22 protein-coding genes and 1 tRNA gene are annotated in these 22,739 nt (G+C 76.4%); 15 read left to right on the top strand and 8 right to left on the bottom strand.

What is annotated here, in order from left to right:
• Positions 1 to 25 precede the first annotated feature (25 nt).
• On the top strand, positions 26 to 385 hold the full coding sequence (locus BLS21_RS12570; protein ID WP_091218611.1) for a hypothetical protein: 360 nt from the start codon (positions 26 to 28) through the stop codon (positions 383 to 385).
• 101 nt (positions 386 to 486) lie between these two features.
• On the opposite strand, the gene BLS21_RS12565 is transcribed toward BLS21_RS12570, so the two are convergent.
• The 4 genes from BLS21_RS12565 to BLS21_RS12550 all read right to left on the bottom strand — a co-directional run bounded on the left by BLS21_RS12565 (position 487) and on the right by BLS21_RS12550 (position 5,178).
• The gene (locus tag BLS21_RS12565; protein WP_091218609.1) at positions 487 to 1,767 is read right to left on the bottom strand and encodes a DUF445 domain-containing protein; all 1,281 of its coding nucleotides are present in this window, start codon (positions 1,765 to 1,767) and stop codon (positions 487 to 489) included.
• A 189-nt stretch (positions 1,768 to 1,956) separates the two neighbouring features.
• A complete protein-coding gene (locus BLS21_RS12560; protein WP_091218606.1) occupies positions 1,957 to 3,261 on the bottom strand; it encodes a S1C family serine protease in 1,305 nt (434 codons plus the stop codon).
• A 106-nt stretch (positions 3,262 to 3,367) separates the two neighbouring features.
• Complete coding sequence (locus BLS21_RS12555; RefSeq protein ID WP_091218603.1) at positions 3,368 to 4,144, bottom strand: ABC transporter permease; 777 nt, start codon at positions 4,142 to 4,144, stop codon at positions 3,368 to 3,370.
• Between the two features lie 125 nt (positions 4,145 to 4,269).
• Positions 4,270 to 5,178 (bottom strand): universal stress protein, encoded by a 909-nt coding sequence (locus tag BLS21_RS12550; protein WP_091218601.1) that lies wholly within the window; start codon positions 5,176 to 5,178, stop codon positions 4,270 to 4,272.
• A gap of 187 nt (positions 5,179 to 5,365) precedes the next feature.
• Here BLS21_RS12550 and BLS21_RS12545 point away from each other — a divergent pair, with 187 nt between their 5' ends.
• The 3 genes from BLS21_RS12545 (at position 5,366) to BLS21_RS12535 (ending at position 10,120) form a co-directional block, all read left to right on the top strand.
• Entirely contained in the window at positions 5,366 to 5,995 is a 630-nt protein-coding gene (locus tag BLS21_RS12545) for a hypothetical protein (RefSeq protein ID WP_091218598.1), read from the top strand.
• Between the two features lie 136 nt (positions 5,996 to 6,131).
• Positions 6,132 to 7,589, top strand: a complete 1,458-nt coding sequence (locus BLS21_RS12540; protein WP_091218595.1) for a 3' terminal RNA ribose 2'-O-methyltransferase Hen1 — start codon at positions 6,132 to 6,134, stop codon at positions 7,587 to 7,589.
• Positions 7,586 to 10,120, top strand: coding sequence for a polynucleotide kinase-phosphatase (locus tag BLS21_RS12535; protein WP_091218593.1), 2,535 nt, complete (start codon positions 7,586 to 7,588; stop codon positions 10,118 to 10,120). The genes BLS21_RS12540 and BLS21_RS12535 overlap by 4 nt, the downstream gene beginning before the upstream one ends.
• A gap of 30 nt (positions 10,121 to 10,150) precedes the next feature.
• On the opposite strand, the gene BLS21_RS12530 is transcribed toward BLS21_RS12535, so the two are convergent.
• Positions 10,151 to 10,483, bottom strand: coding sequence for a branched-chain amino acid transporter permease (locus tag BLS21_RS12530; RefSeq protein WP_175479556.1), 333 nt, complete (start codon positions 10,481 to 10,483; stop codon positions 10,151 to 10,153).
• On the opposite strand from BLS21_RS12530, the gene BLS21_RS26450 reads away from it, so the two are divergent.
• From BLS21_RS26450 to BLS21_RS25570, 3 genes are all read left to right on the top strand, one after another.
• Entirely contained in the window at positions 10,389 to 10,889 is a 501-nt protein-coding gene (locus BLS21_RS26450) for an Lrp/AsnC family transcriptional regulator (protein ID WP_091219167.1), read from the top strand. The genes BLS21_RS12530 and BLS21_RS26450 overlap by 95 nt on opposite strands.
• Before the next feature lie 107 nt (positions 10,890 to 10,996).
• Positions 10,997 to 11,069 (top strand) — tRNA-Thr (locus tag BLS21_RS12520).
• A 343-nt stretch (positions 11,070 to 11,412) separates the two neighbouring features.
• The gene (locus BLS21_RS25570; protein ID WP_139177102.1) at positions 11,413 to 11,538 is read left to right on the top strand and encodes a DUF945 domain-containing protein; all 126 of its coding nucleotides are present in this window, start codon (positions 11,413 to 11,415) and stop codon (positions 11,536 to 11,538) included.
• 38 nt (positions 11,539 to 11,576) lie between these two features.
• Here BLS21_RS25570 and BLS21_RS12515 read toward each other — a convergent pair whose 3' ends face one another.
• Complete coding sequence (locus BLS21_RS12515) at positions 11,577 to 12,917, bottom strand: sensor histidine kinase (protein WP_091218590.1); 1,341 nt, start codon at positions 12,915 to 12,917, stop codon at positions 11,577 to 11,579.
• Between the two features lie 130 nt (positions 12,918 to 13,047).
• On the opposite strand from BLS21_RS12515, the gene BLS21_RS12510 reads away from it, so the two are divergent.
• The gene (locus BLS21_RS12510; protein WP_091218587.1) at positions 13,048 to 13,761 is read left to right on the top strand and encodes a response regulator transcription factor; all 714 of its coding nucleotides are present in this window, start codon (positions 13,048 to 13,050) and stop codon (positions 13,759 to 13,761) included.
• Here the strand turns inward: BLS21_RS12510 and BLS21_RS12505 are convergent.
• Positions 13,725 to 14,156, bottom strand: a complete 432-nt coding sequence (locus BLS21_RS12505; RefSeq protein WP_091218585.1) for a hypothetical protein — start codon at positions 14,154 to 14,156, stop codon at positions 13,725 to 13,727. The two genes, BLS21_RS12510 and BLS21_RS12505, sit on opposite strands and share 37 nt — an antisense overlap.
• Positions 14,157 to 14,353: 197 nt before the next feature.
• Between BLS21_RS12505 and BLS21_RS12500 the strand changes: the two genes are divergently transcribed.
• Entirely contained in the window at positions 14,354 to 14,563 is a 210-nt protein-coding gene (locus BLS21_RS12500; protein ID WP_091218583.1) for a dodecin, read from the top strand.
• A 57-nt stretch (positions 14,564 to 14,620) separates the two neighbouring features.
• On the opposite strand, the gene BLS21_RS12495 is transcribed toward BLS21_RS12500, so the two are convergent.
• Positions 14,621 to 15,031 (bottom strand): DUF5313 family protein, encoded by a 411-nt coding sequence (locus BLS21_RS12495; protein WP_245700367.1) that lies wholly within the window; start codon positions 15,029 to 15,031, stop codon positions 14,621 to 14,623.
• Between the two features lie 91 nt (positions 15,032 to 15,122).
• Between BLS21_RS12495 and BLS21_RS12490 the strand changes: the two genes are divergently transcribed.
• The 6 genes from BLS21_RS12490 to BLS21_RS12465 all read left to right on the top strand — a co-directional run bounded on the left by BLS21_RS12490 (position 15,123) and on the right by BLS21_RS12465 (position 22,734).
• A complete protein-coding gene (locus BLS21_RS12490; RefSeq protein WP_091218580.1) occupies positions 15,123 to 15,554 on the top strand; it encodes a CBS domain-containing protein in 432 nt (143 codons plus the stop codon).
• 60 nt (positions 15,555 to 15,614) lie between these two features.
• Positions 15,615 to 16,532 (top strand): EamA family transporter RarD, encoded by a 918-nt coding sequence (rarD, locus tag BLS21_RS12485; protein ID WP_091219161.1) that lies wholly within the window; start codon positions 15,615 to 15,617, stop codon positions 16,530 to 16,532.
• A gap of 146 nt (positions 16,533 to 16,678) precedes the next feature.
• Positions 16,679 to 17,047 carry a DUF3263 domain-containing protein gene (locus BLS21_RS12480; RefSeq protein ID WP_175479555.1) on the top strand — a complete coding sequence of 123 codons (369 nt, stop codon included), beginning with the start codon at positions 16,679 to 16,681 and terminating at the stop codon, positions 17,045 to 17,047.
• 575 nt (positions 17,048 to 17,622) lie between these two features.
• Positions 17,623 to 18,825 carry a LytR C-terminal domain-containing protein gene (locus BLS21_RS12475; protein ID WP_139177100.1) on the top strand — a complete coding sequence of 401 codons (1,203 nt, stop codon included), beginning with the start codon at positions 17,623 to 17,625 and terminating at the stop codon, positions 18,823 to 18,825.
• Positions 18,826 to 18,899: 74 nt separating this feature from the next.
• On the top strand, positions 18,900 to 21,794 hold the full coding sequence (locus BLS21_RS12470) for an alpha/beta fold hydrolase (RefSeq protein WP_245700364.1): 2,895 nt from the start codon (positions 18,900 to 18,902) through the stop codon (positions 21,792 to 21,794).
• A 73-nt stretch (positions 21,795 to 21,867) separates the two neighbouring features.
• On the top strand, positions 21,868 to 22,734 hold the full coding sequence (locus BLS21_RS12465; protein ID WP_091218576.1) for an ABC transporter permease: 867 nt from the start codon (positions 21,868 to 21,870) through the stop codon (positions 22,732 to 22,734).
• The last annotated feature ends 5 nt before the right edge of the window (positions 22,735 to 22,739 follow it).

Here is a 22,739-nt window from a genome sequence, read left to right as displayed (position 1 = left end):
GTGAGCGGGCTGGTTGGTTGGGGACATGCCCTCGTTGACGTCTGTCGTCGGAGCCGCCACGGCCACCTTCTCGGCCGCGCTCGTCGTCGCGCCCCGGGTGCTCATCGGGCCCACCGGGATGCCCGACACCGCGCAGACGCGGGCCCTCGTCCGCGCCCTCGGCGCGCGCGACGCCGTGAGCGGACTGGCGATGCTCACCGCACCGGGAGGCCGGATCCGTGACCTGGCCGCCGCGGCTCGGGTCCTCAGCGACTGCGCCGACGCCGCCGTCCTCCCCTCGGCCGTGCCGGACCGGGGCAGGGCGGCCGCGCTGGGGGTCTCCGCCGCCGCCTGGGGAGCGCTCGCCCTCGCGGCTGCCGTGCTGGACCGGCGCGCCGGCCGCTGACGGCCAGGTCCAGGGCCTCCCCGATCGGCGAGGGGTGACCTGGAGGCGGCCCCGTCCAGGCGCCCGCCCCGAGCATGCGAGGGGTGGGGAGGACGGGGTCCTCACGCGAGCAGCTGGGCCACGGTGTAGATGACCAGGCCTGCCAGGCCGCCGACCACGGTGCCGTTGATCCGGATGAACTGCAGGTCGCGGCCGACCTGGAGCTCGATGCGGCGGCTGGTCTCCTCGGTGTCCCAGCGGGCGACCGTGCTGCCCACGAGGTCGGCCACGTCCCCGGAGAAGCGCTCCACCAGGTAGCCCGCGATGCCGTGTGCGTGCCGCTGCACCAGCTCGCGCACCCGCTGGTCGGTCTGCAGCAGCTCGGCGGCCTCGCGGATCACCCCCGCCACGCGGGCCCGCAGCGCAGAGTCGGGGTCGGCGGCCGCGGCCAGGGCGGCGTCCTTGAGGTGGGTCCACAGCGATCCCGACCAGGTCCGGACGGCGGGGTGCTCGAGCAGCTCCTTCTTCAGCTCCTCCACCCGGGCCGCGGTGGCCGGGTCGGTGCGCAGCGCGTGCACGTAGGCGCGCAGCCGGGCGTCGTAGGCGCGCCGCAGCTCGTGCCGGGGGTCGTCGCCGACCTCCTCGAGGAAGTCCTGGATGCCGGCGAACGCGCGGTCGAACACCCGGTCGTCCACCCAGTCGGGCACCCAGGCGGGGGAGGCGTCGCCCAGCTGTGCACGGAAGACGACGCGGTTGTCCTGCAGGAACCGGGCCAGTCCGCGCAGGCCCGCCGAGAGCACCTCCTGGTGCCGGTCGCCGTCCACCACGAGCTCGAGGACCCGGGCCACCACCGGGGCGGCCGGGGTGGCGTGCAGCTTGCGGTCCACCAGACCGGCGACGGCGGGCCGCAGGTCGTCGTCCTTGAGCAGGCCGGCGACCGAGTGCAGCACCGCCCCGGCGTCCCCGGCGAGCCGCTCGGCGCGCCCGGGTGCGGCGAGGAACGCACCCAGCCGGCCGGGCACGTCGATGGTGGTCAGCTTGTCCTCGACCACGGCGCGGGTCAGGAAGTTCTGCTGGACGAAGGCGCCCAGGCTCGCGCCGATCTGGTCCTTCTTGCGCGGGATGATCGCCGTGTGCGGGATCGGCAACCGCATCGGGTGCCGGAAGAGCGCCGTGACGGCGAACCAGTCGGCCAGCGCGCCGACCATGGAGGCCTCGGCGGTGGCCCGCACGTACCCGACCCAGGCGCCGGTCTCCGGCCCGAGGAGCACGCAGGTCAGGAAGACCGCGGCGGCGAGCAGGAACAGGCTGGTCGCCAGCCGCTTCATGCGGGCCAGGTCGCGGGCCCGCTCGGGGTCGTCGAGGGACGCGGCCAGCGGAGCGCTCGGGGGACTCGACGACACCCCTCCCAGCTTAAGAGGGCGGCCTCGGCCGGCGGCTCGCCCCGAGCCCTGACGGCCTCCTCGCAGGTGGGAGGACCCCGTCCTCCTCGCCGCTCGCGAGCTCGCGGCGAGCCTCTGGACGGGGCCTGGCGCGAGCCTGCGAGCGGGCGGGGGGCACGGGGTCCCTCACGGAGGGGACGAGGTCCTCCGTCAGCCCTCGCTGGCGCCCAGGGTGACCTGGATCTGCGGGGTGTCCTGCCCGCGGCGCACGGTCAGGGTCACCTGGTCGCCGGGGGCGGCGCTGCGGACGGCGGCGGTCAGCTCGGTCGAGGTGGTCACGACCCGGTCGCCGACCGCGGTGACGAGGTCGCCGGCCTGCAGTCCCGCGTCGGCGGCCGGGGTGCCCGGCTGCACCTGCACCAGCTGCGCGCCGGTGCCGATCTCGCGCTGCTGCGGGTCCGCCGCGGTCTGGGCGCTCACGCCCAGGTAGGTGATCTCGGCCGACCCGTCGGCGATGAGCTCCTGGGCGATCCGCTTGGCGGTGTTGCCCGGGATGGCGAAGCCCACGCCGATGTTGCCGCTCTCGGTCGACTGGCCCGGCGCCCCGGAGGCGACCGAGGCGATGGCGGTGTTGATGCCGACCACCTCGCCGGCGCCGTCGACCAGCGCGCCGCCGGAGTTGCCCGGGTTGATCGCCGCGTCGGTCTGCAGCGCGTCGATCACGGTGGCGTCGCCCTCGGTGGAGCCGGTGGCCACGGCCCGGCCCGTGGCGCTGATGATGCCGTCGGTCACCGTGTCCGACAGGCCCAGCGGGGCGCCGATCGCCACGGCCAGGTCGCCGACCTGCACCTCGTCCGAGTCCGCGAAGGTCGCCGGGGTCAGGCCGGAGGCGCCCTCCAGCTTCAGCACGGCCAGGTCGTAGACCGGCTGCGTGCCGACGACGGTGGCGTCGTAGAGGGTGCCGTCGGAGGTGCGCACCGAGACGACGCTCGAGCCGGCGCCGTCCAGGCTGACCACGTGGTCGTTGGTGAGCACGTAGCCGTCCCGGCTGAGGACGACGCCGGAGCCGCTGCCCGAGCCGGAGGCGCCGGTGACGTAGACGGTGACCACGCTGGGCGCCGCCTTGGCCGCGGCCGCGGTCACCGCGGTCGCCGTCTCGGGGTTGGTGATCGTGACGTTCTGGGCTGCGGCCGTGCCGCCGCCGTTGCTGTTGCCGTCCGAGCCGTCGGCGAGCAGGGCCACACCCGCTCCGGCGCCGCCGCCGATCAGGGCCCCGGCGAGGAGGCCGGCGACGCCGATCCGCCAGCGGCCGGCCCGGCGGGGCGGCTCGGGCGCGGGTGCGGCCGGGCCCGGCTGCTCGAACGGCGGCTGCTGCCCGGAGAGGGCGTCGTGCCCAGGGGTGGCCGTCCCCGTCGCCTGCTGACCCGGCGCCGCCTGCCCGTGGGCGGGCTGCTGGGGCCAGGTCGGCGGCGCCCAGGGGCCCGGCGCCGGGTGGGGGGTGCCGTAGGGGTTCACGTGTCCTCGTCCTCCTCGTGGGCGGCGGTCCACCGCCCTCCGACGACCACAGTGGTCCGCGCTGCTGACCCGACGCTGGCGGTCTCCTGTGAGGTGCCTGGACGCCTCAGCGGGGGACGTCGGGGAGCAGCCGGCCCCTCGCCACCAGCTCCACCACCGTCCACACGGCCGCGACCTGCGCCGCCAGCAGGCCGACGAGCACCAGCAACTGGGCCGCGCCGGCCTCCAGCGGGCTGCCGCCCCCGAGCAGTACCCCGACGAACGCGCCGGGCAGCGTGACGAGCCCGACGGTGCGGGTCTGGTCCAGCGGCGGCACCAGCGCGGTGGCCGCGGCCGGCCGCAGCACCTCGCGGACGGCGTCGCGCTGCAGGAACCCCAGCGCGAGCGCGGCCTCGACCTCGCCGCGGCGGGCGGCCAGCTCCTCCCGCAGCCGGCGGCCGGCCAGGGACGTCGCGGTCATCGCCCCGCCGACGAGGATCCCGGCGATCGGGATGACCGCCGCGCCGCGCAACGGCACGGTGCCGCTGGCGAGCACCAGGGTGACCACCGGGACGGCGCCGACCAGCACGGGGACGGCGGCGGTGCCCACCCGGCGGGCCGCGCCGGCGCTGCGCAGGGCGAGCCCGGTGGCCCGCCCGGCCGCGGTGACCGCCGCGACGCTGACCATGAGCAGCACGAACAGCGCCGAGAGGGCCAGCGAGCGCACGACGACGAGCAGCACCGCCGACACCGCGGCCAGCTGGACGGTCGCGCGCAGCGCGGCGACGACGACCGGGCGGTCCTGGCCGAGGCCGGAGAGCCGGCCGGCCACCGCGGCGAGCGCGGTCAGCGCGGTCAGCGTCACCGCGAGCCGGGGGCCGAGGTCGACGACGGAGGAACCCACGGCCGGTGATCGTGCCGGGCCCCCTGGTGACGTACTGGAACGGCCCCTCGGCACCGCCCGCCGGCCTCCCTGCAGGGGCCCGCCGCGAGCGTGCGAGTGGTGGGGGGCAGGGAGGTCCTTCGACGTCAGCCGACGGCGATGATCTCCTCGCGCGGCTCCTTGCCGGTCACCCGGTGCACCGGTGGTACGAAGGCCATCGGCGAGGTGCAGTGCCGCAGCAGCCAGCGGTGCAGCCCGTCCATCGGCCGGTGCAGCAGCCCACCGTGGCCCGCGCTCATCGCGAGCAACGGGGTCGGGCAGGCCGCGGCCAGCACCCGCCCACCGGTCGGGCCGGGCACCGCGGTGTGGGTCGCGCGCAGGTCCGGCCAGCGCTCGGCCCACCGCGAGGAGTCCGCGGCCCACGCGCCGCCGTCGTCCGCCCGGGTGTGCAGCACGAGCAGCGGCCGGTCGGCCCGCAGCGCCTCCTCGGCGGCGAAGACGGCCACCGGTTCGTCGTCCTCCCGCTCACCGAGGCCGAGCACCGCCACGTGCGGGCGGGAGCCGGTGCCGCCCGGCCGGGACCGCGGGACGACGACCACCGGGCGGGGCGAGCGAGCGGCGACCTTCTGGGCGACCGAGGCGAGGACCATCTCGTCGGCCGCGCCGGTCGTGGCGATGCCGAGGACGACGAGCTGGGCGTCCTCGGCGGCGTGCAGCAGCGCCTGCACCGGCTCGCCGGGCACCACCTCGGTGGAGATCTCCAGCGACGGCACGGTGTGCCGGGCGAGGGTGTACGCCTGCGCGGTGGCACCGCGCGCCCGGGGCAGGTCGCCCGCGGGGGAGCCGGCCACGCCCCGGTGTCCCAGGTGCGGGGTGGCGTGCACGATCCGGAGCGGCGCGTCGCGGCGGACGGCCTCCTCGGCGGCCCAGCGGACCGCTCGGAGCCCGCACTCGCTGCCGTCGGCGCCGACCACCACGGGCGGCGGCTGCGGGCCGTCGCCCGCCGGGCCGGGCGCGGGCAGCGTCCCGGCTGGGGTGGGGGTCGTCGTGGACACGGGCACCTCCGGATGACGGTCGTCCCCCGTGGGTGCCGTCGAGGTTCCTCGCCCGGGGCCTGCGAGGGAAGACCGTCCCGCCACGGAGGGTGCAAGAGGCGTGCGGATGGGTAGGGGCGGGACCCGGGTCGCCGCTCGTCGGTGATCGCCCGGCCTCCCGAGTCCGGTCCTCCCTGGAGGGTGCCCCGTGTCCACCCGCGGTCCGCTTCCCCGCCTCCTGTTCTGGACCGGCGCCGTCGCCGGCGCCGGGCTGGCCGTCGTCGGCGGCCTGGCCCTGCGACCGCCGGGCCTGGTCGCGGTGGGGCTCGCCGCCCTGGTGTCCGCCTGCCTGGCGGCGGGGGTGGCCCGCGAGTCCCGCCCCGGGCAGCAGGCCGTCGTCGACGCGGCCTGGAAGGCAGGGGCGGCGACCGTGGCGGTCCTGCTGGTCCTGTCCGGCACCGCCGTGCTCGGCGGGGCGGTGCTCACCCTGATGGTCGCCGGGGTCGCCGCGGGCACGTGGACCGTCGTCCGGCTGGTCCGCAGCTCCCCGAGGACGTCACCGTCCGCCGTCGCCGGGGCCGGTCAGCCCGCCGCCCCGCTGCCGCCGGTGTCCTCGCTGTCCACCGAGGCGCTCGGCCAGGAGTGGGTCCGGACGACGACGGCGCTGTCCGGCCCGCTCGACGCCCGCACCCGCGAGGCGATCGTCGTCCGACGGGAGCAGACCCTCGACGAGCTCGAGCGGCGCGACCCCGACGGCTTCGCCCGGTGGCTCTCCGGCCTCCCGTTGGCCGGCAGCGACCCCAGTGGCGACCTCAAGCACGGTGACGCCGCGGCCTGAGGAAGGAGGACCCCGTCCTCCCCACCCCTCGCAGGCTCGGGGCGGTGTCCTGGACGGGGCCGCCCGCTCGGGTTCCATCCCGGCGCGTCCGACGAAAGGGAGTCGACCGCACGGGGGCGGTCGGTGACACTGCGGCGTGCTCGTCACCCTGTCCACCACCCACGTGCCCGCCACGGACCTGGGCTTCCTGCTGCACAAGAACCCCGCACGGGCGCAGCAGGTCGAGGTCTCGACCGGCACGGCGCACGTGTTCTACCCGGAGGCCGACGAGCACCGCTGCACCGTCGCCCTGCTGCTCGAGGTGGACCCGATCGGGTTGGTGCGGTCGGCGCGGGCCGGGAGCGCGGAGGGCGCGGCGCTGGCCCAGTACGTCAACGACCGGCCCTATGCCGCCTCCAGCCTCCTGGCCGTCGCACTGGGCAAGGCCTTCGCCAGCGCCCGCCGTGGCGTGAGCAGGGAGCGCCCCGCGCTGGTCGACGTCGCACTGCCGCTGGAGGTCCACGTCCCGGCGCTGTCCTGCAGGGGCGGGGTGGACGTGGCGCACCGGTTCTTGGCCCCGCTGGGCTGGCGGGTCGAGGCGACGGCGGTGCCGCTGGACGAGACGTTCCCCGAGTGGGGCGACTCGCGGTACGTCGACCTGCGGCTGACCGGTGAGCTGCGGCTGGCCGATGCGCTCAACCACCTCTACGTCGCCCTGCCGGTGCTCGACGACGCCAGGCACCACTGGATCGGCACCGACGAGATCGACAAGCTGCTGCGCGCCGGCTCGGGCTGGCTGGCGACCCACCCGGACCGCGACCTGATCACCCGCCGCTACCTCGGCCACCGGACCGCGCTCGCCCGCCGCGCGATCGAGCGGCTGGCCGAGGTCGACGACGCTGCTCCCGAGGCGCTGGACGACGCCACCGCCCCGCCGGTCGCGGCAGCGGGGGGCCCGCGCACGGCTGAGCACGAGGAGGACGCCGGCCGTCCGGTGCCGCTGGCTCTGCAGCGACACGGTGCGGTGCTGGCCGCCCTGCGCTCGGCCGGCGCCCAGCGGGTCGTCGACCTCGGCTGCGGCGCCGGGGCGTTCCTCCAGGCGCTCCTGGCCGAGTCGGCGTTCACCGAGGTCGTCGGCGTCGACGTCAGCGCCCGGGCGCTGGAGGTGGCCGCCCGGCGACTGCGGCTGGACCGGCTGCCCGAGCGGCAGCGCGCACGGATCCGGCTGCTGCAGAGCGGCCTGACCTACACCGACGCCCGGCTGCGCGGCTACGACGCGGCCGTGCTCATGGAGGTCGTCGAACACCTCGACCCCGACCGGCTGCCGGCGCTCGAGCACGCCGTCTTCGGCGCCGCCGCCCCCACGACCGTCGTGGTGACGACGCCCAACGTCGAGTACAACGTCCGGTTCGAGGGGCTGGCCGCCGGCGCGTTCCGGCACCGTGACCACCGGTTCGAGTGGACGCGCCAGGAGTTCGCCGGCTGGGCGGCCGCCGTGGGGGAGCGTCACGGCTACGCCGTCCGGCTGCTCGGTGTCGGGGACGACGACCCGGAGGTCGGCACCCCCACCCAGCTGGCCGTGTTCACGCGTCGCGCGGCGGAGGTGGCCGCATGACCGCCGGACCGCGCACCGTCGTCGTCCCGGAGCTGAGCCTCGTCGTGCTGATCGGGGTGAGCGGATCGGGCAAGAGCACGTTTGCGCGGCGGCACTTCGCGCCCACCCAGGTCCTCTCCAGCGACTCCTGCCGGGGGCTGGTGGCCGACGACGAGAACGACCAGTCGGCGACCCCGGCGGCCTTCGCGCTGCTGCACCACATCGCCGGCATCCGGCTGCGCGGTGGGCGGCTGACGGTCGTGGACGCCACCAACGTCAAGGCCGAGGACCGCGCGTCCCTCGTGCGGCTGGCGCGCGAGCACGACGTGCTGCCGGTGGCGATCGTCCTCGACGTGCCGGAGAGCGAGTGCCTGGCCCGCAACGCGCTCCGCCCGGACCGCGACCTGGCACCCGGCGTGATCCGCCGGCAGCGGGCCGACCTGCGGCGGGGCCTGCGCGGCCTGGGCCGGGAGGGCTTCCGCAAGGTGCACGTGCTGGACGGCACCGAGGAGATCGAGCGGGCGGTCGTCACCTACGAGAAGCAGTACAACGACCGGCGCGAGGACACCGGCCCGTTCGACGTCGTCGGCGACGTGCACGGCTGCCGCGCCGAGCTCGAGGAGCTGCTGGGCGCGCTCGGCTACGACCTGCGCCGGGACGAGCAGGGTCGAGCGGTGGACGCCGATCACCCGGCCGGGCGCCGGGCGGTCTTCGTCGGCGACCTCGTCGACCGCGGCCCGGACTCGCCCGGCGTGCTGCGGCTGGTCATGGGCATGGTCGCCGCCGGCCACGCGCTGTGCGTCCCCGGCAACCACGAGGACAAGCTGGTGCGCGCCCTGCGGGGACGCAACGTGCAGGTCACCCACGGGCTCGAGCGCACGCTGGCCCAGCTCGAGGCCGAGGACGAGGGGTTCCGCCGCGAGGTCGAGGCGTTCTGCTCCGGACTGGTCAGCCACTACGTCCTCGACGGCGGGGCCCTCGTCGTCGCGCACGCGGGGCTCGAGGAGTCGCTGCAGGGCCGCTCCAGCGCCCGGGTGCGGGACTTCGCGCTCTACGGCGAGACGACCGGGGAGACCGACGAGTTCGGCCTGCCCGTGCGCCACCCCTGGGCGACCCGGTACCACGGCCGCGCGACGGTGCTCTACGGGCACACCCCCGTGCCGACACCGGAGTGGGTGAACAACACCCTCTGCCTGGACACCGGCTGCGTGTTCGGCGGCCGGCTCACCGCCCTGCGCTACCCCGAGCGCGAGCTGGTCGGCGTCGCGGCCAGGCAGGTCTACTACGAGCCGGCCCGCCCGTTCCCGCCCGCGGGGGAGGCGGCACCCCTGACCGAGGCGCGGCGCCGGGACGACGTCCTCGACGTCGAGGACGTGCTCGGCAAGCGGGTCGTCGAGACCCGCCTGGCCGGCCGGGTGACCGTGCGCGAGGAGAACGCCGCGGCGGCGATCGAGGTGATGAGCCGCTTCGCGGTGGCGCCGGAACAGCTGCTCCACCTCCCGCCGACCATGAGCCCGTCGGCCACCTCGACCCGGCCGGGGCTGCTCGAGCACCCGGCCGAGGCGTTCGCCTACTACCGCACCGAGGGCGTGGCCGAGGTCGTCTGCCAGGAGAAGCACATGGGCTCCCGCGCGGTTGCGCTGGTCCGCCGCGACGGCAGCGGCGTGCTGCACACCCGCACCGGCCGCTCCTGCTTCGGCCCCGGGCTCACCGCCGCGTTCCTGGCCCGGCTCGGCGACGCGGTCGACGGGGCCGGGCTGTTCGCGGAGCTGGGCACCGACTGGGTGCTGCTGGACGCGGAGCTGCTGCCGTGGTCGGCCAAGGCGGGCGACCTCATCCGCTCCCAGTACGCGGCGGTCGGCGCCGCGGCGCGGACGGCGCTGCCTGCCGCGGTCTCGGCACTGGAGCAGGCGGCCGCGCGGGGCCTGGAGGTGGCCGACCTGCTCGACCGCCAGCGCCGACGGACCGCCGACGCCGAGGGCTTCACCGGGGTCTACCGGCGCTACTGCTGGCCGACCGACGGGCTGACCGGCGTCGCGCTGGCGCCGTTCCAGCTGCTCGCCACGGCGGGGACGACGCACGCCGACCGACCGCACGCCTGGCACCTGGCGCTCGCCGACCGCCTCGCCGAGGCCGACCCCGAACTCGTCCGCGGCACCCGCTGGCTCCCCGTCGACGTCACCGACCCGGCCAGCGAGGCCGGGGCGACGGCGTGGTGGGAGGAGATGACCGCCACCGGCGGCGAGGGCATGGTGGTCAAGCCCGCGGGCAACCTGACGCGCGGACGGCGCGGTGTGGTGCAGCCCGGGCTGAAGGTCCGCGGACGCGAGTACCTGCGGCTCGTCTACGGCCCGGACTACACCGAGCCGCAGCACCTCGAGCGGCTGAGGGAACGGTCCCTCGGCCGCAAGCGCGGACTCGCCCTCCGGGAGTACGCCCTCGGCCTCGAGGGGCTGGAGCGGCTGGCCCGGGGCGAGCCGCTGTGGCGGGTGCACGAGTGCGTCTTCGCCGTCCTGGCCCTGGAGTCCGAGCCGGTCGACCCGCGGCTCTGACCCGTCGTCAGGCGGGTGGCCGAGGCCGGCTCAGCCGCCGGCGAGCGCGGTGGCGAGGGCGACGTGGACGACGGTGCCGACGAGGATGCTGACCAGGGCGTTGCGCCGCCACAGGTGCAGGCCGACGGTGACCGCGACCGCGACGACGAAGGGCAGCGCGGCCACCGCGCTGTCGGTCGGGACGTCGCGGAGCGTGTAGGCGGCGAGGACCACCATCACACCGAGCGGCATGCGCCTGCTCAGGTGGGCGACGACGGCGCTCTCGCGCATGGGCGCCAGGACGGCGAACGGCGCGGCGCGCAGGCCCCACGTGAGGGCGGCGGAGACCGCCACGACCGCGGCGACGGAACCGGGGTCAGGCACGGACGGCCTCCCGCTCGTAGGGCCGGACGGCGTCGCCGCGGCCGCCCGGGTCGGGCTCACCCCGCCGCCGTGCCTGCGCCGGGTGAAGCGGCTGGAGGCCGAGGGGGTCATCACCGGGTACCGGGCCGTCATCGACCCCCGTGCCGCCGGACGCGCCTTCGAGGTGGTCGTCGCCGTCGAGATCGCGGCCAACGACCGGCGCACCGTCGAGGAGTTCGAGACCAGCGTCGTGGCCTTCGACGAGGTGGTCGCCGTCCGGCGGCTGTTCGGGAAGCCCGACTACTTCGTGCACGTGGCCGTCGCGGACGCCGAGGCCTTCGAGGCGTTCCAGATGTCGAAGCTGATCGGGTTGCCGGCCGTCGCCCGCGCCGTCTCCCACCAGACCATGAAGCGACTCAAGGGCTGACCGGGTGCCCCGGGTCGCAGCGGACCGGGGTGGCCTCCCGGCGGACGCCGAGGAGCTCTCCCCTGCGGTCTCCCTATGCTTGTCCCCGGGACCTGGTCCCGTGTCCCGCCGGCGTGGCGCAACTGGTAGCGCACCCGACTTGTAATCGGGCGGTTGGGGGTTCGAGTCCCCCCGTCGGCTCACACAGCTCACGTCGTCCGGTGCCGGCGGTCGCTGCCGCGGGCAAACGGACGGCAAGAACTCGGTAAAGCGTCGTCCGGCTCGACACCGGAACACATCCGCACTCCTAGCGTCCCCGGCCGTGACCACAGCGGTCCAGCCCGTCTCGGGGCTGGACCGGTACCGCATCGGAGCTGCCGCACGGAGGTCGTGGCCGGTACTCCGGTCGCCCTCCCGCTCGGGTCCGGGGAGCCGGACGCCCGAGGTGGGTGTCCGGCCCCTGCCACCGGTGCCCGGTCACGGCACCGGCGCAGGGGCACTCGTGCGCGGCACGTCCGGACGACGACGGAAGGGTGGGATACCGGTGTCACTGCTGGACCTGGTCATCATGGCGGTCATCGTCGTGCTGATCGCGCTCACTGCAGGCGTGTACTGGCACCAGAGCAGGCGGGCCGAGCGCCACCACGACGCCGGCGGGGCCAGGGAGTAGGCCCGAGGGCCGGCACCGCCCGGCGGCCGGGGCGGACCTCAGCCGCCGGGCTGCCGGGCCGGGACGGCGTCGTCCTCGCGCACCGCGGTCGGCAGCAGCAGCGTGAACACCGGCGGCGACACCCGCGTCAGGGTCAGCCGGCCCTGCTCGGCCTCCACCAGGCGACGGGCCAGGGCCAGGCCGATGCCGTGTCCGTCCCGGCGGTCGGCCTGGTGGGCGAAGAGCACGTTCTCGGGGTCGTGGACGCCCGGGCCCTCGTCGGCGACGTCCACCGCGACGGCTCCGGGGGCCTCGCGGACGGCGACCGTGACCGTTCCGCGGCCGTGGGTGACGGCGTTGTCGAGCAGGACCCCGAGCACCTGACGCACCGCCGCGCCCGACGCCCGCGCGTGCGGGGCGTCCGGGTCGACCCGCACGGCGAGGTCGCGGCCGTGCAGTGCCAGGCGCGCGCCCCACTCCGGCGACAGCTCCCCGATCAGGGTGTCCAGGTCCAGCGGCTCCACCAGAGCGTCCCGCGCGCGCTGCCCGACCCGGGCCAGGGTCAGCAGCTCGTCGATGATCGCCTCGAGGCGGTCGGCGTCGACGAGGGTCGCGGCGATCGCCGGCCGCGGATCGGCGTCGGAGCGCTCGAGCGCCGCCTCCAGGCGCAGCCGCATGCCCGCCAACGGGGTCCGGAGCTGGTGGGAGGCGTCGGCGGAGAAGGCGCGCTCGCGGGCGAGCAGCTCGTCCAGGCGCATCGCGGTCGCGTCGAGCGCGGCACCCACCGCGTCGATCTCCTCGATCCCGCCCCGGTGGCTGCGGACGCTGAAGTCGCCGTCCCCCAGCCGCCGGGCGCTCTCCTCCAGGTCCTCCAGCGGCCGGGCCAGCCGGCGGGCCTGCCGTCGTCCGACCAACCAGGCGACCGCCACCGCGGCAGCCGCCAGGCCGGCCATCGCCCCCCAGAGGACGCTCACGTTCAACAGCACGGTGGTCCGCGGCGTGGCCACGAGCACGGCGCCGACCACGTCGTCGGAGTGCGTGATGGGGAAGGCGGCCAGCAGGAGGTCGCCCCCCGTCCGCGAACCCACCTCACCGTCGAGGGCCCGGGAGAGCAGCCGGGAGTGGTCGCCCGGGACGGCGCCGGCCTGCCGGTCGCCGTCCTCGTCGAAGACGGCCACGGCGTAGTCCTCGTCGTAGACCTCGAGGTCCTCGGGGTCGATCGGGTCCCCGTCGTAGACCTCCCCGGAGACCTCGATCGCCACGTAACTCGCGGCGCGCTCGAGGTGGGTGCGTTCGTGCTGCACCGAGTAGTCGAGCACCGCCACGGCCAGGGGGACCGCGAACAGACAGGTGGCGAGCACGGAGGTCAGGACGGCGAGAGCGACGATCCGGGTGCGCACGGGCGGGACCTCTCTCGGGCGGTCACGGTCCTCGGGACCGTCAGCGTGCTCCGGCCGGCGGGCGCTGTCACCGCATCCCGCCGCGCCCGGACGGGGCCCGCGGCCGGGGAGGCGGTGCCACCATGCCCGCATGGCCGGTCGAGTCCTGCTGGTCGAGGACGACACGTCCATCGGCGAGGCGCTGGTGTCGAGCCTGCGCAGCCACGCCTACGACGTGGCCTGGGAGCGCACCGGTGCCGCGGGTCTGGCTCGCGCCGCCGCTACCCCGGTCGACCTCGTCCTGCTCGACCTCGGCCTACCGGACCTCGACGGCGTGGAGGTGTGCCGGCAGCTGCGGGCCACCCAGCCGGGGTGCGTGCTGGTGATGCTGACGGCGCGCTCGGCGGAGATGGACGTCGTCGTCGGCCTGGAGGCGGGCGCCGACGACTACCTGGTCAAACCGGTCCGGCTGGCCGAGCTGCACGCCCGCCTCCGGGCCCACCTGCGCCGCGGTGGCAGCAGCGGGACGACCGGGCCCGCCGTCCGCGCCGTGGGTGACCTGGTGGTCGACGTCGCCCGGCACCGGGTCACGGTGGCCGGCGGCGAGGTGCACCTGCGACCGAAGGAGTTCGACCTGCTCGCGCGCCTGGCCGCCCAGCCCGAGGTGGCGCACAGCCGGGAGCAGCTGATGGCCGACGTCTGGGACGAGAACTGGTTCGGCTCGACGAAGACCCTCGACGTCCACGTCGCGGCGCTGCGGCGCAAGCTGCAGGAGGTCGCCCCGCCCGGCCGCCGGGTACCGCAGATCGTCACCGTGCGCGGGCACGGCTACCGGTTGGAGCTGGCCGCTCCCGACGATCGGTAGCCGGTGGCCGGCCGGTCGAGGACGTCCGGCGCGGCCAGGGTCAGCGCCCAGGTGGCGGCACGGGAGACGGTCCCCCCGCCGATGTCCGGGACGTCGGCGTCGGCCAGGCGCTCGACGCGGATCGGCCCGCGGGTCAGGACCGCGTGCACCGTGTCGAGCACCGTGTCCAGGCAGCGGTGCGGGTGCGGGGTGTCCCGGGACACGTGCGCCTCGACGGTGAGCAGCTCACCGCCGTCGGGGGCACCGGGGCGCTCGTCGGCCGCCCAGCTCGGGGCGATCGAGGTCGGTGCCGGCGCCTGCGCCCACTGCAGGGCAGCGGCGTGGTTCAGCAGCAGGGGCGCCAGCACGGGGTCGCGCGTGAGCAGACCACCGACCACGAGGTGCAGATCCGTCATCGTCGTCCTGCCGCGGGTGTCCGAGGGGGCGTGAGAGGGGGTCCCTCCCACGCTAGGCGGTCGGCGGCCAGTGCGGGACCAGCGCCGGGTAAGGACTGGGTAAAGCCCGTCCCGTGGTGGTCCGGGTGGCCCGCCGCTAGCGTGGCGGTCGGCCGGCGGCGAGACGACGGCGCCGGCGTCGAACCCTGGAGGCGGCCGTGTCCGACCACGTCTACCGGCTGAGCGAGATCGTCGGCAGCAGCCAGACCAGCGTCGACGACGCCATCCGCACCGCGATCCGCAAGGCCGCGCAGACGGTGCGGCACATCGAGTGGTTCGAGACCAAGGAGATCCGCGGCCAGGTGGTCGACGGCGACGTCAACTACTTCCAGGTGCGGCTGTCCATCGGCTTCCGCGTCGAGGACTGATGGTTCCGCCGCAGGGTCCCGCCGCGAACGCGTGAGCGGTGGAGGGCAGCGGGGTCCTCAATCGAAGCTGCCGGCGCCGTCCCGCCGGTAGGGGGAGCGGCGCTCGAGCTGCTCCCGCTCGCTGCGCTCGGCCCGCAGCCGCGCCGCCGTGCCCGGCGGGTAGCCGGCCTTGGCGACCCGGTGCTCGGTGGTCTCGACCATGAACGCCGTCGAGAAGATGAGCCCCATGAGCAGCCCGCCGCCGGCGGCGGAGAGCCGGTAGACCAGCGGCACGGGGACGACGGCGACGCACAGCACGAGCACCGGCAGCAGCTGCACCACCGCCCGCGTCAGGTGGCGGCGCACCCAGCCGGGCTCCGTCGTGTCGGCCAGGACCCACGGGGAGAGCTCCCGCGGCAGCCGGCCGCCCAGCGCGTAACGCACCCACTGCAGCGGCGTGGGTCGACGCGTCTCGGTACGGGTTCGCACACCGACGACGGTAGGCCGCTCCGGGCGTTGCCGGGGGCCTGCGACCGGGAGCACACTCGGCCCGCGCGACCCGATGGCGAGGAGGTCCGGCATGCACATCCGTCAGCTGCTCCGCCGCAAGGGAGCCGACGTCGCCACCGTCGACGCGGCCGCCAGCGTCCGCACCGCCCTCGCGCTGCTCGCCGAGCACGGGGTCGGCGCCCTGGTGGTCTCCCAGGACGGACGCCGCGTCGACGGGATCGTCTCCGAGCGGGACGTCGTCCGGGCGCTGCACGAGCGCGGCGCCGGGCTGCTCGCCGACCCGGTCGCCAGCGTGATGACCGCGCAGGTGCACACCTGCGTCCCGGACGCGGGCGTCGAGGAGCTGGCCCGCACGATGACCGAGCACCGGGTGCGGCACGTCCCCGTCGTCGAGCACGGCGCGCTGGTGGGCATCGTCTCCATCGGCGACGTCGTCAAGGCCCGGCTCGACCAGCTGGAGGAGGAGCGCGCCCAGCTGGTCGACTACATCCAGACCGGGTGAGGGACCCCGTCCTCCGGACGGCCACAGGTTCGGGACGGGGCCAGGCGTAGCGTGCCGCGGGTGGACGAGCGGCGCGCCGGGGTCGCCTCCGGACTGGCCGCGTACGGCCTCTGGGGGATGTTCCCGCTGTACTTCCCCCTCCTCGAGCCCGCCGGCGGGCTGGAGATCGTGGCCCACCGGGTCATCTGGTCGCTGCTGTTCGTCGCCGTCCTGCTGACCGCGGTGCGCGCCTGGCCGCAGGTGCGCGCAACGGTCACCGACCGCCGTGCGCTGCTGGTGCTGTCCGGCGCCGCGGTCCTCATCGCCGCCAACTGGCTGGTCTTCGTCTACGCCGTCAACTCCGGGCACGTGGTCGAGACCTCGCTGGGCTACTTCATCAACCCGCTGGTCAGCGTGCTGCTCGGCGTCGTGGTGTTCGCCGAGCGGCTGCGCCGGCTGCAGTGGGTCGCCGTCGGGATCGCCGCGGTCGCGGTGGGCGTGCTCACCGTCGACTACGGCCGCCCGCCGTGGATCGCCCTGGCGCTGGCGGTCAGCTTCGGCCTGTACGGGCTGATGAAGAAGCTGGTCCGCGTCGCGGCCGCGCCGGGGCTGTTCGTGGAGACCGCGCTGGTCGTCGTCCCCGCGGTGGCGGTCCTCGCCGTCCTGCACGCGCGGGGGGAGGGGACGGCGGGCAGCGCCGGCACCGGCCACCTGCTGCTGCTCCTGAGCTCGGGCGTGGCGACCGCCGTCCCGCTGCTGCTGTTCGCCGGCGCGACGCGGCGCATCCCCCTGTCCACGGTGGGCCTGCTGCAGTACGTCACGCCGCTCATGCAGCTGGCGATCGGCGTCTTTCTCTACGGGGAGCCCATGCCGCCGGCCCGGCTGGCCGGCTTCGTCATCGTCTGGATCGCCCTGGCCGTCTTCACGGTCGACAGCCTGCGCAACGCCCGCGCCACCGTCCGCAGGCGGACGGCGGAGGCCACGCCCGCACCGGTCTGAAGGAGGACCCCGTCCTCCCCACTCCCCGCGAGCTCCGGGCGGGACCCGGGACAGGGCCGGCGCGGGACCCGGCACGGGGGCTGCCGGCGGCTCGGAGATGTCGGTGGGCGGGACTACCGTCGGGGGTGTTCCGAAGGAGGACTCCCGTGTCTGCCGAACCAGCTCCCGCGGTCTCCCCGCCGGGGGGCGAGGTGCCTCTTCCCCCGGCGGCCGACCCGACCCCCGCTCCCGTCCCCGACCCGCCCGCCCGACCCGGCGGCCTGACCCGCCGCGAGCACGAGATGCTCGCGTTCGAGCGGCAGTGGTGGCGTCGGCCCGGTGCCAAGGAGACGGCCATCCGTGACCGCTTCGGCCTGGCCCCGACCCGCTACTACCAGGTGCTCAACGCCCTGGTGGACCGGCCTGCGGCACTCGAGGCCGACCCGCTGCTGGTGCGGCGGCTGCGCCGGCTGCGCGCCGCGCGCGGACAGCGTCGATCGTCTCAGTTCCTGGGCAACGGAGGCCGCGCCCTCTAGATTTGGTCACCGTGGGCAGGCACGCCGCGCCAGGCGGTGACGGAACGGACCGGGGGAGCACCCCCGTCCCGCACGGACGACGCCGCACCGACGGCCCGCCCGGCACGCCTGCGGCCGCACGCGAGCTGGGTGACCACCCGACGGCGCCCAACCGCAGCCGCGCCGACCGCCGGCGCGACGGACTGCTCGAGGCGGGGGAGGACCCGGGTCGCCCCCGTCCCCCGCAGGGCCGCCCGGTGCCGCCGGCCGGCCCGTCACGCGCCGCTGTCCCGGCCCGCGCCGCCGCACCCGCCCGCCCCGCCGTCCCGGCCGCGTCGCGCGGTGCCACCGCTGCACGGACCGGCAGCTCGGCCGCCGGCGCCGCACGTGCCGCCGTGCCCGCCGCCCAGGGGAGCCGTCCCGCCGGAGCCGGCCGCGTCGCTGCGGTCCCCGCCCGTCCCGTGCCGGTCCCGGTCGCCGGTGCCGCTCGCCCCGCGCCGTCCGCGGATCGTCCGGCGCCGTCGGCCGCCCGTCCCGCGCCGTCCGCCGGTCGCCCGCGACCGACCCCGTCCGCGGACCGGCGGCCTGCGGAGCCCGTGCCGCAGACCCGCATGCGGCTGCCGGTGCCGCCGTCCGCGGCCGCGGCGCCGGCCGCGCCGGCTGCCCCCCGCACCACCGTCGCCCCGTTCCAGGCGGTGCCCACGCCCGAACCGGCCGACGAGCCGGCGCCGACGCCGGCCGCCCGGCCCGCGGAGACACCCCGCCGCCGTGCCGCGGACCGGGTCCGCCCGTGGGCGGCCGACGCGGCGTCGGCCGGCACCGCGGCGACGACGAGCCACCCGGCCGCGGCCCAGCCCGACGACGAGCCCGCCTGGTCCGCCGGCCGGCCGTCGGCCGCCGCGTCGTCCCCCGGCGCCGCCCCGGGGTACCGCGACTGGACCAGCCCCTCCCGGACCCGCGACGAGGCCCCGCCCGCGCCGCCGGCCACCGAGGCGATCCCCGACCGCACGCCCGCCGGCTCGTCCCGTGCGGCCGCGCCCGCGACCGAGGCGATCCCCGACCGCACGCCCGTCCACGACGACGAGTTCGACGACGACCGGTTCGACGACGCGTACGACGACGCGGACCGGCCGGACGACCACGAGGACCGCCGCGGGCCGGACACCGGCAGCTCCACCGGCGTCGTCGGGGGCCGCGCCGCGTTCCGTGCGGAGCGCCAGGCCGCCGAGGCCGAGCGGCTGCGCGCCGTCCGCGCCGCCCGCCAGGAGGAGCGGCGCACCACGGGGGTGCGCCGCGCCGCGGTGGGCCTGCTGGCCGTGGCCGTCGTCGCCCTCGTGGTGCTCGGCGTCTACTCCTTCACCTCGCCCGAGGCGCAGGAGGTCTCGCGCGACGCCTCGACCGAGCCCAGCGCGACGGCGTCGGCCCCCGCCGTGCCGAGCTCGGCCCTGCCGCCGCTGGACGTCCAGCCGCTGCCGCCGGTCGACGCCGCGCCCGCCACGCCGGTGCGCGTGCCCGTGACCGTGCTCAACGCCACGGGCGTCTCCGGCTTGGCGGGGGACATCGCCGCGGAGCTGACCTCCGGGGGCTGGGCGTCCGCGGGCGTCGGGCAGTACGACGGCGCCGACGTGGCGACGACGACCGTCTACTACACCGACGGCGACCAGGCCCAGTACGACGCCGCGATCCAGCTGGTCCAGCAGTTCCCGCAGATCAGCGGCCCGGCGTCGCGCTTCTTCGAGGTCCCGGACGTCGCGACGCCCGGTCTCGTGGTCGTCACCACCGGCGAGTGGCTGCCCTGACCGGTTCCGCCCGCCTCCGGAACCACCGGGCGCGGCCGCGCGTTGGCGGCTCCGTGCGTCCCGTTCGCGGGCCCGTGCGTCCCCGCCCGCGTCCCGGCGCCCGCGCGACGTCCGCCGCCCTGCTCCTGCTGCTCACCCTGGCCGTGGCCGGGCTGCTGCCCGTCGTCCCGGCCGCGGCGGCCGAGGACGTCGCCACCGAGGAGGCACGGGTCCCCGTCGGCACGGGCGCGGACGCCGCCGAGCTCGACACCACCCTGTACCTGCCCGCATCCGCGACGGCCGACGAGCCGGCGGCGGCGGTCGTGCTGGCCCACGGCTTCGGCGGTAGCAAGGACTCGGTCGCCGACGACGCCCGCGACCTGGCCGGCCGCGGCTACGTCGTCCTGACCTACTCGGCCCGCGGCTTCGGGGAGAGCACCGGCCGGATCGGGCTGGACGACCCGCGGTTCGAGGTGGCCGACCTCTCCGCGCTGCTCGACCGGCTCGCGGGGCGCGACGACGTCCTGCTCGACGCCGAGGGCGACCCGCGGGTCGGCGTCGCCGGGGCCTCCTACGGCGGGGCCCTGGCCCTGCTCGGCGCCGGCCACGACGACCGCATCGACGCGATCGCCCCGCAGATCACCTGGAACTCCCTGACCGCCGCGTTCTTCCCCTCGCAGGTGGGCGAGCCGGCCACCGGCACCGTCGCGGCCACCCCGCAGGCGGCCGGCGGCGGCGTCTACAAGCGGCTGTGGTCGGGCCTGTTCTTCGGCGTCGGGTCCGCCCCCAGCGGCGGGCTGCTCGGCGCACTCGGCGGCGGGGACGGCGACGGCGACGGAGCCGCCGCGGCCGGCGGCCCGCCCGCGGACCTCCCCGCCGACCTCGGGGCGATCGACCCGGCGGCGGTGGACCCGCAGGCGGTCGAGCAGCTGCTGACCTGCGGCCGCTTCACGGCCGAGGTCTGCGCGGCGTACCAGTCCGCGGCGTCCACCGGCACGCTCACCCCCGAGATCGCCGCCGTGCTCGACCGCAGCAGCCCGGCCACGGTGCTCGACCGGATCGACGCCCCCACCCTGCTGGTGCAGGGCACCCAGGACTCGCTGTTCGGCCTGGGCCAGGCCGACGCCAACGCCCGCGGCATCGCCGCCGACGGCACCCCGGTGAAGGTCGTCTGGTACGCCGGCGGCCACGACGCGCAGGCCTCCGAGCGCACCACCGAGGAGCTGCGCGAGCAGGTCGCCGGCTGGTTCGACTGGCACCTGCGGAGCCGGGGTGAGGACCCCGGCACCGGCTTCGAGTTCCCCGCCCCGACCGGCGTCACGGCGACCGTCGGGACCGTTCAGGGCGGCAACCGCACCGTGACCGCGCCGGCGTACCCGGGCCTGGCCGGCACCGAGCCCGCGCAGCGCGAGGCGGTCGCCGTCGACGGTCCGCTGCAGCCGGTCGTCACGCCCGCCGGTGGGACGCCGGCCGCGATCACCGTCGTCCCGGGGCTGGGCTCGCTGGCCTCGGCGCTGGCGGGGCAGTCGTTCGAGATCCCCGGCCAGTTCGCCGCCTTCGAGAGCGAGCCGCTGGACGAGGCGGTGGAGGTCGTCGGCGCCTCGACGATCGACCTCGACGTCGCCTCGCCGGGCGGCTCGGCGACCCTGTTCGCCAAGCTCTACGACGTCGCCCCCGACGGGACGGCGACGCTGCCGTCGGGCCTGGTCGCACCGCTGGCCCTCACCGGCCTGTCCGCCGACCCGACCGCGCCGACGCGGGTGAGCGTGACGCTGCCGGGGATCGTGCACCGCTTCGAGGCCGGGCACACGATGCGCGTGGTGGTCTCCTCGACCGACCAGGCGTTCGCGCTGCCGACCGAGGCGGCCGTCTACTCCGTCGCGCTGGCCGGGGGCGGGGACGCCGCCGCCCTCGCCGTCCCGGAGGTCGGCGGGCGCACCGAGACCGCCGGCGGCACCTCCCGCTGGTGGGTGCTGCTCGGCGTCGTGGTGGCGCTGGGCCTGCTCGGCTGGCTGGCCGCGCTGCTGTGGGGACGACGGCGCCGCCGGCGGGTCTCGGTGGTCGAGCCCGACGGCGAGGACGTGCCGCTGCGCTTCACCGGCGTCTCCAAGGCCTACAAGGACGGCTTCGTCGCCGTCCGCGACCTCTCCTTCGAGGTGCGCCGCGGCCAGGTCCTCGGCCTGCTCGGCCCCAACGGCGCGGGCAAGACGACGTCGCTGCGCATGCTCATGGGGCTGATCCGGCCGACCGAGGGGCGGATCACCGTCTTCGGCCACGAGATCCGCCCGGGCGCGCCGGTGCTGTCCCGCCTGGGGTCGTTCGTCGAGGGCACCGGGCTGATGCCGCACCTGTCCGGCCGCGACAACCTGCGGCTGTACTGGGCCGCCACCGGCCGCCCCGCCGAGGACGCGCACATGGCGGAGGCCATCGAGGTCGCCGGCCTCGGGACCGCGATCGACCGGCCGGTGCGCCGCTACAGCCAGGGCATGCGCCAGCGGGTCGCGATCGCCCAGGCGATGCTGGGCCTGCCCGACCTGCTGGTGCTCGACGAGCCGACCAACGGGCTGGACCCGCCCCAGATCCACGCCATGCGCGAGGTGCTGCGCTCCTACGCGGCGACCGGCCGCACGGTGATCGTCTCCAGCCACCTGCTCAGCGAGATCGAGCAGACCTGCAGCCACGTCGTCGTCATGGCCAAGGGGCAGAAGATCGCCCAGGGCACGGTCGAGGAGATCGTCGGCACCGGCGGGTCGGTGCTGGTCGGCCTGGCCGACGACGCCGACACCGAGCGGGCGGCCGCCGTCCTCACCGGGCTGCCCGGGGTGACGGTGGAGCGCACCGACGAGGGGCTGGTCGCCGACCTCGACGGCGCCGGCCGGGCGCGGGCGCTGCAGGCGCTGGTGGCGGGCGGCATCGCGGTGGACGCGTTCACGCCGCGCCGGCGGCTGGAGGACGCGTTCCTGGCACTGGTGGGGGAGGGCTCCTCGTGACCGAGCTCGCGAGGTCACGGGTGGGCACAGCACCGTCGGTCACGACGCCGACGCGCGTCAGCGAGGAGGAGCCGTGACAGCTCACGTGCAGCCGACCGGGGCGGTCGCCGGGTACCGGCCCGAGCGCACGCTGCGGCTGTCGGTCGAGCTGCGCCGGCAGTTCAAGCGCCGGCGCACCCTCGGCGTCCTGGTGCTGATGGTGGCGCTGCCGCTGATCCTCATCGCCGCTCTCCAGCTGGGCGGCACCGAGGAGGCCGAGGAGAACAGCCGGATCAACCTGGTCGACGTCGCCACCGCCAGCGGGCTGAACTTCACGCTGTTCGTGCTGTTCGCGACGACGAGCTTCTTCCTGGTCGTGGTCTACGCGCTGTTCTTCGGCGACACGGTGGCCAGCGAGGCCCAGTGGGGGTCGCTGCGCTACACCCTGGCCACCCCGGTGCCGCGGATGCGGCTGCTCCGGCAGAAGTGGCTGGCCGCGCTGGTGCTGTCGGTGGGCGCGCTGGTCACGCTCGTGCTCACCGCGCTGCTCGCCGGCGGCATCGCGTTCGGCTTCGACGCCGTCCGGACACCGGTCGGCGTCACCCTGGGCCAGGGGGAGGGGCTGCTGCGGCTGGCCGGGATGGTCGGCTACCTCGCCGTCCACCTGCTCGTCGTCGGCACGCTGGCGTTCTGGCTGTCCACCGTGACCGACGCGCCGCTGGCCGCGGTCGGCGGGGCGGTGTTCACGATGTTCGTCTTCGCGATCCTCGACCAGGTCGAGCAGCTGGGGTCCATCCGCGACTTCTTCCCGACCGCGGAGGAGTTCGCCTGGACCGACCTGCTGCAGACCCCCGTCGACTCCGGCGACCTGTTCCGCGGCGTCGTCCAGTCGCTGGTCTACGCGGTGGTGTTCACGGCACTGGGCTTGCGGCACTTCTCCCGCCGGGACGTCACGTCGTAGCAGGA

Origin of the sequence: Geodermatophilus siccatus (genome assembly GCF_900103785.1) — a bacterium.
GTDB lineage: Bacteria > Actinomycetota > Actinomycetes > Mycobacteriales > Geodermatophilaceae > Geodermatophilus > Geodermatophilus siccatus.
The sequence above is the reverse complement of the archived record's forward strand: the minus strand, read 5'-3'. Positions and strand labels throughout refer to the sequence as shown.